The sequence below is a fragment of the Kitasatospora herbaricolor genome, from assembly GCF_030813695.1.
Taxonomy (GTDB): domain Bacteria; phylum Actinomycetota; class Actinomycetes; order Streptomycetales; family Streptomycetaceae; genus Kitasatospora; species Kitasatospora herbaricolor.
Genome location: NZ_JAUSVA010000002.1, coordinates 7,132,038 through 7,143,856, shown reverse-complemented (window position 1 = coordinate 7,143,856; position 11,819 = coordinate 7,132,038). Strand labels below are relative to the sequence as shown.

12 protein-coding genes are annotated in these 11,819 nt (G+C 75.0%); 5 read left to right on the top strand and 7 right to left on the bottom strand.

Annotation, left to right across the window (positions count from 1 at the left end; all coding sequences use genetic code 11):
- Positions 1 to 66: 66 nt before the first annotated feature.
- Entirely contained in the window at positions 67 to 996 is a 930-nt protein-coding gene (locus J2S46_RS31040; protein WP_191287863.1) for a hypothetical protein, read from the bottom strand.
- A gap of 102 nt (positions 997 to 1,098) precedes the next feature.
- Here J2S46_RS31040 and J2S46_RS31035 point away from each other — a divergent pair, with 102 nt between their 5' ends.
- Positions 1,099 to 1,470 (top strand): YbjQ family protein, encoded by a 372-nt coding sequence (locus tag J2S46_RS31035; RefSeq protein ID WP_073922696.1) that lies wholly within the window; start codon positions 1,099 to 1,101, stop codon positions 1,468 to 1,470.
- 104 nt (positions 1,471 to 1,574) lie between these two features.
- Complete coding sequence (locus J2S46_RS31030; RefSeq protein WP_191287862.1) at positions 1,575 to 2,762, top strand: NAD(P)-binding domain-containing protein; 1,188 nt, start codon at positions 1,575 to 1,577, stop codon at positions 2,760 to 2,762.
- Here the strand turns inward: J2S46_RS31030 and paaE are convergent.
- The 6 genes from paaE to J2S46_RS31000 all read right to left on the bottom strand — a co-directional run bounded on the left by paaE (position 2,750) and on the right by J2S46_RS31000 (position 8,379).
- Positions 2,750 to 3,814, bottom strand: coding sequence for a 1,2-phenylacetyl-CoA epoxidase subunit PaaE (gene paaE, locus J2S46_RS31025; RefSeq protein ID WP_191287861.1), 1,065 nt, complete (start codon positions 3,812 to 3,814; stop codon positions 2,750 to 2,752). The two genes, J2S46_RS31030 and paaE, sit on opposite strands and share 13 nt — an antisense overlap.
- Positions 3,815 to 4,306, bottom strand: a complete 492-nt coding sequence (gene paaD / locus J2S46_RS31020) for a 1,2-phenylacetyl-CoA epoxidase subunit PaaD (RefSeq protein ID WP_191287860.1) — start codon at positions 4,304 to 4,306, stop codon at positions 3,815 to 3,817.
- The gene (gene paaC / locus J2S46_RS31015) at positions 4,300 to 5,217 is read right to left on the bottom strand and encodes a 1,2-phenylacetyl-CoA epoxidase subunit PaaC (protein WP_229911976.1); all 918 of its coding nucleotides are present in this window, start codon (positions 5,215 to 5,217) and stop codon (positions 4,300 to 4,302) included. Before paaC ends, paaD begins: the two co-directional genes overlap by 7 nt.
- A gap of 71 nt (positions 5,218 to 5,288) precedes the next feature.
- Positions 5,289 to 5,582, bottom strand: coding sequence for a 1,2-phenylacetyl-CoA epoxidase subunit PaaB (gene paaB, locus J2S46_RS31010; protein ID WP_191287859.1), 294 nt, complete (start codon positions 5,580 to 5,582; stop codon positions 5,289 to 5,291).
- Entirely contained in the window at positions 5,579 to 6,652 is a 1,074-nt protein-coding gene (gene paaA / locus J2S46_RS31005) for a 1,2-phenylacetyl-CoA epoxidase subunit PaaA (protein ID WP_229911975.1), read from the bottom strand. Before paaA ends, paaB begins: the two co-directional genes overlap by 4 nt.
- Before the next feature lie 395 nt (positions 6,653 to 7,047).
- The gene (locus tag J2S46_RS31000; RefSeq protein ID WP_268255671.1) at positions 7,048 to 8,379 is read right to left on the bottom strand and encodes a M20/M25/M40 family metallo-hydrolase; all 1,332 of its coding nucleotides are present in this window, start codon (positions 8,377 to 8,379) and stop codon (positions 7,048 to 7,050) included.
- 1,118 nt (positions 8,380 to 9,497) lie between these two features.
- Here J2S46_RS31000 and J2S46_RS30995 point away from each other — a divergent pair.
- The 3 genes from J2S46_RS30995 to J2S46_RS30985 all read left to right on the top strand — a co-directional run bounded on the left by J2S46_RS30995 (position 9,498) and on the right by J2S46_RS30985 (position 11,742).
- Positions 9,498 to 9,800, top strand: coding sequence for a GNAT family N-acetyltransferase (locus J2S46_RS30995; RefSeq protein ID WP_191287858.1), 303 nt, complete (start codon positions 9,498 to 9,500; stop codon positions 9,798 to 9,800).
- Positions 9,801 to 10,088: 288 nt separating this feature from the next.
- A complete protein-coding gene (locus J2S46_RS30990; protein ID WP_191288284.1) occupies positions 10,089 to 11,084 on the top strand; it encodes an aldo/keto reductase in 996 nt (331 codons plus the stop codon).
- A 70-nt stretch (positions 11,085 to 11,154) separates the two neighbouring features.
- Positions 11,155 to 11,742 (top strand): TetR/AcrR family transcriptional regulator, encoded by a 588-nt coding sequence (locus J2S46_RS30985; RefSeq protein ID WP_191287857.1) that lies wholly within the window; start codon positions 11,155 to 11,157, stop codon positions 11,740 to 11,742.
- Positions 11,743 to 11,819 lie beyond the last annotated feature (77 nt).

Genomic DNA, 11,819 nt, shown 5'->3' with positions numbered 1-11,819 from the left:
CCCCCGCCCGGCCCGCCCCGCGGGCCCGCGGCCGGCGGGGCGGGCCGGGCGGGACCGGGCCCGCCGTCAGCGCCGGTAGCCGCGCTGCGGGTCCCGCTCCTCGGCGTCCTCGTACGGGAGGAACCAGCCCTCGGGGTGGGTGGCGGCGATCAGTTCCTCGGTGCGACTGGCGGTGTCCGCCTCCGGGTCGCCGTCCTCGGGGCCGTAGACGCCGAACAGCTCGTCCAGGCAGCCGTCCCAGTCGTAGTCGTAGAGGTCGGCGGGCAGGTCGCCCATCATGTCGGCGACGGATTCCGGCTGGGCGCCCAGCAGGTTGCGGGCGTCGGCCAGCGCCATCCGCAGGGCGATGTCCTCGGCCGGGCAGCGCGGCAGCGGCCACTCACCGAGGGCCAGGTCGTCGGCGAGGTCGTCGAAGGCGCGGGCCATCGAGCGGCGCCAGCCGCGGTGCAGGCCCCAGGTGCGGGTGGGCAGGCGGCCGAGGACCGCCCATTCGTGCTCCTCGCTCTCCAGCACGGGCTCGCCCTCGTGCTCCTCCAGGTCGTCGTAGGCCGCGTCGGCCAGGCCGAGGAGCTGGGCGTGCAGGAGGCAGGCGGTGCGGGGGGTGAGGGTCCAGTCGCCGACGCCGCCGCTGCCCTCCTCGTCGCCGTCGAGCGGGAAGAGCTCGGCGAAGTCGGGTGCGAAGTCCTCGGTGACGCTGATCTCCAGGGTGCCGCCGAGCGCGTCGACGCCCGGCATGGCGGCCACCAGCCGGTCCGGGTGCAGCAGCACGCCGAGGGCGGCGTTCGGGTCCTCGGACACCTCCCGCAGCAGTTCACGGCGCTGCCCGGCCGGGTCGACGCCCTCGAAGTCCAGGTCCTCGACCGCCGCTCTGGCGGCGGCGCGCAGCGCGGGCCAGTCGGTGATGCGCAGGCCCAGCACCACCGTCGCCTCGATTTCCCGCGCGCCGGAGTCCTCCGTGGCGCCCTGCCCCTGCGGATGATCGCTTCGCTCGCCCATGCGCCTACGGTACGGCTTTTCCGGCGCCCGATCACCGGTCTGGCCCACCTTCTCGGCCCTGCCTCCGCCGAGCGGGCCGGGTGGCGCGCGCAGGATGGGCCCATGAGCAACCTTGACGAGTTCGGCGGCGGGCAGGGACAGAACGCCCAGGTGATGGTGGTGACCACGAACGATGTGCCGGGTTTCCGGGTCGACCATGTGATCGGCGAGGTCTTCGGGCTGACGGTCCGCAGCCGGCACGTCGGCAGCCAGATCGGCGCCTCGCTGAAGTCCCTGGTGGGCGGTGAGCTGAAGGGGCTGACCAAGACCCTGGTGCAGAGCCGCAACGAGGCGATGGAGCGGCTGGTCGCGCAGGCCCAGGCGCGCGGCGGCAACGCGGTGCTGATGATGCGCTTCGACGTCTCGGAGGCCGCCGACGTGGGCACCGAGGTCTGCGCGTACGGCACGGCGGCGGTGATCTCGCCGCTGACCTGAGCACCGGGCCCGGCAGGCGGCGCGGAGCCTGGCGGGGCCGGCCCGGGGCGATGCCGGTGCGGGGCCGGACCCGGCGGGAACAGGCCCGCCGGGTCCGATGTTTCATGGGCGTGAATGTTTACGGGGCAACTGTTGTCGGCGGTGCCGGGGCCGCCACCCGCACGGTCGACGTCGACGTGGTCGTGATCGGTGCCGGGCAGGCCGGCCTGTCCGCCGCCTACCACCTGCGCCGACGCGGCTTCGCCCCGGTCACGGCCCGCCCGGGCGACCTGCCGGCCGGAGCGGGCACCGGGGACGGCGGCGGCTTCGTGGTGCTGGACGCCGACGGGGCACCCGGCGGCGCCTGGGCGCACCGCTCCCCCTCGCTGCGGATGGCCACCGTGCACGGCTTCCACGACCTCCCCGACTTCGAACTCCCCCCGCCGGACCCGGACGCCCCGGCGCGCGAGGTGGTGCCGGGTTACTTCGCGGCGTACGAGGCCCGGCACGCGCTGCCGGTTGTGCGCCCGGTGCGCGTCCACGCCGTCCGCACGCTGCCCGACTCCCGGCTGCTGGTGGAGACCGACGCCGGCCACTGGACCGCCCGGGCGCTGATCAACGCGACCGGTACCTGGACCAGGCCCTTCCTGCCGCACTACCCAGGCCGGTTCGGCGGGCGGCAGCTGCACTACGCCGACTACCGGGGCCCGGAGGAGTTCGCCGGGCGCCGTGTGCTGGTGGTCGGCGGCGGCGCGTCCGCGATCCAGGTGCTCTCGGAGGTCGCGGCGATCGCCGAGACGGTCTGGGTGACCCGCACCCCGCCGGTCTACCGCGACGGCCCGTTCAGCCCTGAGGCCGGGCGGGCGGCTGTGGCCATGGTGGAGGAGCGGGTCCGGCAGGGGCTGCCGGTGCGCAGCGTGGTCAGCGTGACCGGGCTCGGCCCGTCCGTCGCGTACCGGCGGGCCCGGGAGCTGGGCGCGCTGGACCGCCGGCCGATGTTCGACCGGCTGACCGAGCACGGCGTCGCCTGGGGCGAGGAGGAACTGGCGGTGGACGCGATCGTCTGGGCCACCGGGTTCCGGCCCGAGGTCGGGCACCTGGCGCCGCTGGGGCTGCGCGGCCCGGGTGGCGGCATCCGGATGGACGGCACCCGGGCCACCGACGACCCGCGGATCCACCTGGTCGGGTACGGGCCGTCGGCCAGCACCGTCGGCGCCAACCGGGCCGGGCGGGCGGCGGTCAACGGGATCGTCCGGCTGCTCGGCGACCCGGCTCGCCGCCCGGCCGCCGCCGTACCGGCTCAGCGGTCGTAGTCGACCGTCACCCGGTCCGTCACCGGCCTGGCCTGGCAGGTCAGCACGTAGCCCTCGGCCAGCTCCTTCTCCTCCAGCGCGAAGTTCCGCCGCATCTCGACCTCGCCCTCGGTCACCAGGGCGCGGCAGGTGCCGCAGACGCCGCCCTTGCAGGCGAACGGCAGGTCCGGCCGGGAGCGCTGGGCGCCGTCCAGGATCGAGCGGTCGCGCGGCAGCGCCAGGGTGCTGCCCCGCCCGTCGAGCACCACGGTGACCTCGCTCGATTCACCGTCGACCGGCGCCTCGGGGCGATCCGCGACGGGCTCGTCGTCCGCGTGGAACAGCTCCTGGTGCACCCGCTCGGCCGGCACGCCGAGCCCGGCCAGCAGCTCCTTCGCCCCGGTCACCATGCCGAACGGGCCGCAGAGCCACCAGTGGTCCACCTCGGGGACGTCCACCAGGGCGTTCAGCAGCGCGCCGACCCGCTCGGGGTCCAGCCGCCCGGTGAGCAGTTCCGCGTCGCGGGTCTCCCGGGAGAGCACGTGCAGCAGCTGGAACCGGCCGAGGTAGCGGTCCTTGAGATCGGCGAGCTCGTCGGCGAACATCACGGTGTCGCTGCGCCGGTTCCCGTACAGCAGGGTGACCTGGGACGTCCGGTCGGCGGCCAGCACCGAGCCGGCGATCGACAGCATCGGGGTGATGCCGGAGCCCGCCGCGACCAGCACGTGCTCGCCGGGAACGTCGGTCTCCGGGCTGAACAGGCCGCCCGGCGGCAGCACCTCGATCTCGTCACCCGCGCGGGCCTCGCGGACCAGCCGCCGGGAGAACAGCCCGCCGGGCACCTCACGGACGGCGATCCGCAGCGGGCCGCCGGCCGGGGCGCAGATCGAGTACGAGCGGCGCTCGTCGACGCCGCCCAGCACCAGGCGCAGGGTCAGCGTCTGGCCGGGACGGAACGCGAACTCCTCGGCGAGCGCGTCCGGGACGTCGAAGGTGACCGCCACGGCGTCCTCGCAGAGCTGCTCCACCAGGGCGATCCGCAGCGGGTGGAAGACCGGTCGGCGGGCGGTCATTCAGATCTCCTTGATGCGTTCGAAGGGCTCACGGCAGTCGCGGCAGCGCCAGAGCGCCTTGCAGGCCGTGGAGCCGAAGCGGGACAGCTCCTCGGTGTCGGTGCCGCCGCACTGCGGGCAGGTGACCGCCCGGTGCCTGGTCGGCCCGAGCCGCAGCAGCGGCGGGCCGGCCGGCCCCGGCGGGGCGATGCCGGCCTCGGCGAGCTTGCGGCGGCCTTCCTCGGTGATCCGGTCGGTGGACCACGGCGGGTCCAGCCGCAGCCGGACCCGGACCTCCGGGTAGCCGGCCGCCCGCAGCCGGGCGTCCACGTCGGCGGCCATCTCGGCGATCGCCGGGCAGCCCGAGTAGGTCGGGGTCAGCCAGGCCGTGACGGCCCGGCCTTCGGTCTCCACCTCGGCCAGTACGCCCAGTTCGGCCAGGGTCAGCATCGGCAGCTCGGGGTCGGGGACGGCCGCGGCGACGTCCCAGGCGGTGGCCGGGGCCGTCACCATGTCGCACCCGGATGCGCCCTGGCCACCACCTGGAACTCCGCCAGCAGCGGCCCGAGCGCCTCGGTGTGCACGCCGTCCCGCCCCGCGCGTCCGCCGACGAAGGCCAGCGGCCGGGCCTCGGGCACGGTGAGGCCCGCCTCGGCGAGCACCGCGGCGAGGGTGCGCAGCACGGGCTCCCGCAGCGCGGACGGGTCGGCTCCGATCCGCAGCTCCACCGGGTGCGGGGTGAACAGTTCGTCCAGCAGCGGCCAGACGGCGTCCAGGCCGGCCTGCATCCGGGCCGCCGAGTACGGGGTGCCGTCGCCGAGCCGCAGCGTCCAGGCGGTGGCGTACTCCTGGTGGTAGGCCAGCTCCAGCACGCCGCGCGCCGCCACCGCGGCGAGCACCGGGTCGGGGTGGCCGGCCAGCAGTTCGTACAGCGCCTTGCGGGCGGTGGCGAAGAGCAGCAGCCGGGCGACCGAGTGGGCGAAGTCCCCGTTCGGCGCCTCGACCAGGCGGACGTTGCGGAACTCGTGCTCCTCCCGCCAGTACGCCAGCTCGTCCTCGCCGCGGCCGGTGCCGTCGGCCTGGCCGGCCCGGGTGAGCAGCAGCCGGGCCTGGCCGAGCAGGTCGAGGCCGAGGTTGGCCAGCGCCACCTCCTCCTCCAGCTCGGGCGCCCGGGTGCACCACTCGGTCAGCCGCTGGGCCAGCACCAGCGCGTCGTCGCCGAGCATCAGGCAGTAGGCGGCCAGGTCGGCGCCGTCCAGGCCCTCCGGCACGGTGGTGTCCACGCCCAGCAGCGGGTCGGAGAAGCCGGTGCCGTACGCCCACCGGGCCTCGCCGTCGAGTTCCGGACCGGCCTCGCTGAGGGTCAGGTAGACGTGGTCGTCGCCCGCCCCGTGGTGGCCGGGCATCACGTGGTGGTCGGTCATCGCGTGGTCCGTTCCCGTCACTGTGTCCACTTCCGTCTCGCGCTTTCCGCTCCCGCCGGGTACCGCCCGCCTCAGATGTGCGGGACGTCCTCGGGGATGTCGTAGAAGGTCGGGTGGCGGTAGACCTTGTCGCCGCCGGGCACGAAGAACGGGTCCTGCTCGTCCGGGGCGGAGGCGGTGATCGCGTCCGAGCGGACCACCCAGAGGCTGACGCCCTCGTTGCGGCGGGTGTACAGGTCGCGGGCGGAGAGCAGCGCCATCCGGTCGTCGGACGCGTGCAGCGAGCCGACGTGGACGTGGTTCAGGCCCCGCCGGGGGCGGACGAACACCTCGTACAGCGGCCAGCCGGCCCGGATCCCGTTCATCGCTGCTCCTCCGTGCTCTTCGCCGCTTCTCCGTGCTCTTCGCCGCCCCGGGCCGCCAGAGGCAGCTCCGGGCCGGCCGGTACAGTCCCGCCGTCGGCCGGCCCCGGCTCCCGGGCGGCCTCGGCCCGGCGCTTCGCCGCGTAGGCGAGGGCCGCCTCGCGGACCCAGGCGCCGTCCTCGTGGGCCTGACGCCGGCGGTCCACCCGCTGGGCGTTGCAGGGCCCGTCGCCCTGGATCACCCGCTTCAGTTCGGACCAGTCGGGCTCGCCGAAGTCCCAGCTGCCGCGCTCCTCGTTCCAGCTCAGCGCCGGGTCGGGGAGGGTGACACCGAGGTGCTCGGCCTGCGGTACGGACATGTCGACAAAGCGCTGCCGCAGTTCGTCGTTGCTGTGCCGCTTGATCCGCCAGGCCATCGAGCGGGCGGTGTTCGGCGAGTCCCCGTCCGGCGGGCCGAACATCATCAGGGACGGCCACCACCAGCGGTCCACCGCGTCCTGCACCATCCGGCGCTGGCCCTCGGTGCCGCGCATCATCGTCATCAGCAGCTCGTAACCCTGCCGCTGGTGGAAGGACTCCTCCTTGCAGATCCGCACCATCGCGCGGGCGTACGGCCCGTACGAGCACCGGCAGAGCGGCACCTGGTTGCAGATCGCGGCCCCGTCCACCAGCCAGCCGATCACGCCCACGTCGGCGAAGGTCAGCGTGGGGTAGTTGAAGATCGAGGAGTACTTCTGCCGGCCGGAGACCAGCTTCTCGGTCAGCTCGGCCCGGTCCACGCCCAGCGTCTCGGCGGCGGCGTAGAGGTAGAGCCCGTGGCCCGCCTCGTCCTGGGCCTTGGCCAGCAGGATGGCCTTGCGGCGCAGCGAGGGCGCCCGGGTGAGCCAGTTGCCCTCCGGCTGCATGCCGATGATCTCGGAGTGCGCGTGCTGGGCGATCTGGCGGACCAGGGTCGCGCGGTAGGCGTCGGGCATCCAGTCGCGGGGCTCGATCCGCTGCTCGGCGGCGATCACCGCCTCGAACCGCTCCGTCCGCACCTGCTCCGCCACTTCTGCTGTCACCACGGCTCCCATCTCGGTAGCGCCGCCCCGGGCGGCCCGGCACGGTGGCCGGGCCTTGGCGATCATCCCGACTGACCGTTCGGTCGGTTCCATTGTGCGGGCTGGGCACCGCCGTGACAAGGCTTGCGGGGCGGGACGCGGCGACCGGCGGAGACGGTTGACCCGTCCGGGCCCGCACCCGGGCTCGCCCGGGCCTTTGCGGGCCCGCGCCGGCCCGGGCGGCACGGGCGGCACGGGCGGCACGGGCGGCACGGGCGGGACGGGCGGGACGGGCGGGACGGGCGGGACGGGCGGGACGGGCGGGACGGGCGGGACGGGCCCACCGGCCGCGGCGCCACCGCACTGGGAGGGCTGGAACGGGACCGGGGGCGGCCCCGCCGTCCGGAGTTCGCGCCCGGACCTGGCGCCTAGCCCTTCGGCCGCTCCCGGAGGCGTGGCAGCGGGACGGCCAACAGGGCTGCCAGCAGGGCGATCCGGGGTGCCAGCTGGTCCACCCGGATGTGCTCGTGCCGGGCGTGCGGGCCGGCGCCGACCGCGCCCAGGCCGTCCAGCGTCGGCAGGCCGCGCGCACCCGCGATGTTGGTGTCACCGGCGCCGCCGGCCGGCGCGCCGTCCACCTGCTGGCCGAGCGCCGCCGCCAGCGAACGCACGTGGCGCAGCAGCGGGTTGCCCGAACGCTCGGGCCAGGCCGGGCGGCTGGACAGCACCTCCGTCCGCACCCGGGCCCCGGGCCGCAGCGCGGTCAGCTGGGCGAGGTGGTCGAGCGTGCGGCGCTGGGCCTCGGGGGTCGCGAAGCGTAGACCGAGTTCGGCCTCCGCCCGGCCGGCGATCACGTTGGCCCGCGACCCGCCGCTGATCCGGCCGGTGTTCAGCTCGGTCCCGGGCTGGCAGGCCAGCCCACGGACCGCGACCAGCTGGTCGACGAGCTCGTCCACCGCCGAGGTGCCCTCCGCCGCGTTGAGCCCGGCGTGCGCCTCCCGCCCGGTGACCGTCAGCAGCACCCGGGTACTGCCCCGCCGGGCGGTCTTCAGCCGGCCGTCCGGATGCGGCGGCTCCAGCCCCAGGACGGCTGCCGCACCGGGGAGTTGACGCTCCACCAGACGCTTGCCGTCCGGACTGCCGACCTCCTCGTCGGAGACCACCACCAGCCGCACCGGGCGGTGCGGACGCCGGCCCAGGTCGGCCAGCAGGGCGAAGGCACCCTCCAGGAGGGCGAGTCCGGCCTTCATGTCGAGCACACCAGGACCACTCAGCAGGCCGTCCTGCTCGGTGACCGGCCAGTCGGCGAGCGTCCCGGCCGGCCAGACGGTGTCGTGGTGGCCGACCACCAGCAGGTGGGCCAGGCTCTCGTCCTCGCCCGCCCAGGTCAGTACCAGGTGGTCACCGGCCGGGCCGGGTTCACGCCGGGCCACCGCACCGGTGGCCTCGAAGCCCGCCACCAGTTCCTCGGCCAGCGCGTCCAGCCGGGGCGCGTCACCGCTCGGCGACTCCATCCGGGCCAGGTCCGCACACCGGCGCCGGACGGCACCGGCGAGCGTGCGGGCCCGCGCACTGAGCGCCCGCGGCAGGCCGGGCAGCGCGGCGGTGGCCATCGCCTGACCGTCCGCCTCGCCCTGGAGTGAGAAGCCGGGGGTGACGGAGGCGGTGGGGGTGACGGAGGCGGTGGGGGTGACGGGGGCGGTGGGGGTGACGGGGGCGGTGGGGGCGGTAAAGGTGGTGGAGGCGGTGGAGACGGCCACGGTGGGACGATCCGCCGCAGTGGCCGGCTTCGCCGGGACGGACGTGACGGTCGGGGCCGATGCGGCGGACGAGACGGTGGTGGGGGCCGCCGAGACCGCGCGGGCACCGGCCGCCGCCACGGGCGGCACCGGGAGCGCGGGGGACGACGCGACAGCGGCGAGAGGACCGAGCGGGACGACGGGGGTGACGGATGCGACGGGGGTGACGGGCGGCCTGACCGCGTGCGGGCTCAACGCACGCCTCCCCGGCCGCCGCCGGTACTCGACGGCCTGACCGGTGCGCCCTGCCCGGCGCACGAACCGAACCGTCCGGGACAACCGGTGACGGTGGAGACCGCCGGTGGTCGGGTCGTCCTGGACGGCACGGACGGCCGGGATGTGGTGGAACGGCTGGGCGGCATGACTGGCAACATTGCGTCCTCCTCGCTCGATCCGGTGACCCCGGTCCGATCCGGCGCCCCCGTGTACGGCGGCTTCGGTGCGACGGCGCAGTGGCGGCACCGCCGCAGGGGTAGCCGAGACGTGAGCCTAGAAGAACCGTTCGGTTTCCTGCGAGGTGGCCCTGCTCCCAGCACGCCGGTTCCGGACCCTGCCACGGACGTCCCGCCGGAGGATCGGCGCAGGGCGCACGGCGCGCGGGCCTGGATCGGCGCGCGAGCGCGGTCGCCGGATCGCGCCCATCTCCACCATGGACCTGCCGTCGCGGTTCGGCAGCGCAAACGGCCCGGGCACGCCCGATCCACGCCGGATGGGTGACACGAGGTCAGCGTCCGGTACGAGACGGAGGGCCGAACCGGCAGTTGCGGCCACGGGAGTTGTGCGCCCGGAGCGACCGGCCCGGGCGGGCGCCGACGCGGGCCGCCCGCGCCGCCGGCACCCCGCCGACAAGGCGCGGGCAAGGGGCGGGCAAGCCGAGGACAAGGCGCGGGCAAGGCGGGGACAAGGGCCCGACGCGGCGGCGCAAGGACCCCGCAAGGGAGGTCGGGCGGCGGCGGGAGGGCCGCAGGGGTGGGCCGGCGGCCAGGGCGGGCGAGTCTGCCGCCGGGCCGGCGAAGGCGCCTCGAAGATGGCCGGGGGCCGACCCTGGCTCCGGATCGGGTCGAGCAGAGGAGTCCGGGATGGCGGTCGCGGTCCGCGACAACGCGGAGCAGGGCAGGTTCGAGGCCTGGGCGGGGAGCACGCTCGCCGGGTTCGCCGAGTACATCCGCAACGACCGGCTGGTGGTGTACCCGCACACCGTGGTGGAGCCGGCCTTCGAGGGCCGGGGAATCGGCGGCGAACTGGCCCGCACAGCCCTGGACGACGCCCGGGCACGGGGGCTGCCGGTACTGGCCACCTGCCCGTTCATCAAGGCGTGGATGCTCCGGCACCCCGAGTACGTGGAGCTTGCGTACGAGAGCGGGAGCCAGGTGACCGACTGAGCGGTCCGGCGCGCGGGTGGCGGGCGGGGAGCCTGAAGGCCCGGCGGAGACCCCCGGAGTTGCCGCGGGCGTGAGCCCAGCGCCGCCGTCGGGAGATGACCGATAACCGATCACGGATGACGAACGACAGGTATGCGATGACGGATGTCGGATGACAGATATTGAAATCTGTCATCCGATACGCCATAGTTGACAGCAGTCGCCCCGACCCGTCCCCCGGACGCACCCGCTCCCGCTCCACCCATCGCGCAAGGACCTCTCATGACCGCCACGCCCACCCACCCCCACATGCCCACCCGCACCCTCGGCACCACCGGCCCCGTCACCTCCGCCCTCGGCCTCGGCTGCATGGGCATGTCCGACCTCTACGGCCCCGCCGACGAGGCCGAGAGCATCGCGACCGTCCACGCCGCCCTCGACGCGGGCGTCACCCTGCTCGACACCGGTGACTTCTACGGCATGGGCCACAACGAACTGCTCATCCACGAGGCGCTGCGCGGACGCGACCGCGACTCGGTGCAGATCAGCGTGAAGTTCGGCGCACAGCGCGGCCCGGACGGCAGCTGGCTCGGCTACGACGCGAGCCCGGCGGCGACGAAGACCGCGCTCGCCTACACCCTGCGCCGGCTGCGCACCGACCACATCGACATCTACCGCCCCGCCCGCCTCGACCCGCGGGTCCCGGTGGAGGAGACCGTCGGCGCGATCGCCGACCTGGTGAAGGCCGGCTACGTCCGCCACATCGGGCTCTCCGAGGTGGGCGCCGAGACCCTGCGCCGGGCCGCGGCCGTGCACCCTGTCAGCGACCTGCAGATCGAGTACTCCCTGCTGTCCCGGTCGATCGAGACCGAGATCCTGCCGACCGCCCGCGAACTCGGCATCGGCGTCACCGCCTACGGCGTGCTCTCCCGCGGCCTGCTCAGCGGCCACTGGAAGGACACCCGCGACCTGTCCGGCACCGACTTCCGCGGCTTCAGCCCGCGCTTCCAGGGCGAGAACCTGACCCACAACCTGCGGCTGGTCAGCGCACTGCGGGAGATCGCGGACGCCAAGGGCGCGAGCGTGGCACAGGTCGCCATCGCCTGGGTCGCCTCGCGGGGAGAGGACATCGTGCCGCTGGTCGGCGCCCGCCGCCGGGACCGCCTGGCCGAGGCCCTCGGCTCGCTGGAGGTCGCGCTCGACGCCGCCGAGCTGGCGGCGGTGGAAGCCGCCGTCCCGGCCGGGTCCGCCGCCGGGGACAGGTACGCTGCGGCTCAGATGGCCGACCTCGACAGCGAGCAGTGACCACCTTCGCCGGCGGCCGCCGGCGGGCCGGCGCGGCACGCCGCATCACCCCGTAAGGACGTACCTCCCCGTGACCACGGACAACGCACTCACTCCCGAGCAGATCCTGAGCGCGGCGGAGGACGTCCTCCGGCGGTTCGGCCCGGCGAAGGCCACCGTCGTGGACATCGCCCGCGCGCTGGGCGTCAGCCACGGGAGCGTGTACCGCCACTTCCCGAGCAAGGCGGCGCTGCGCGAGTCCGTGACCCAGCGCTGGCTGGACCAGGCGCACGACCAGCTGGCCACCATCACCGTCGAGCGCGGTCCGGCCGTGGAGCGCCTGCACCGCTGGCTGGCGACGCTCTTCGCCGCGAAGCGCAAGAAGGCGCTGGACGACCCCGAGCTGTTCGCCACCTACATGACCCTGGTCGGCGAGGCCAGCGACACCGTCGAGGCGCACATCGAGACGCTCACCGGCCAGATCGCCTCGATCCTCCAGGACGGCATCCACCAGGGGGCGTTCACACCGTCCCACGCCGGGAACGCGGCCCGGGCGGTGTTCCACGCGACGGCACGCTTCCACGACCCCGAGTACGCGGGCCAGTGGTCCGCCCCGAGGATCGAGGAGGACTTCGAGGCCGTCTGGTCGCTCCTGCTGAACGGCCTGCGCTCGCACTGACCGGGCGGCCTTCGCCGGGGGCGCCGCCTCGTCCGGCGGAAAAGCCCTGGCCGCCGCCGGACGGCGGCGGCAGACTG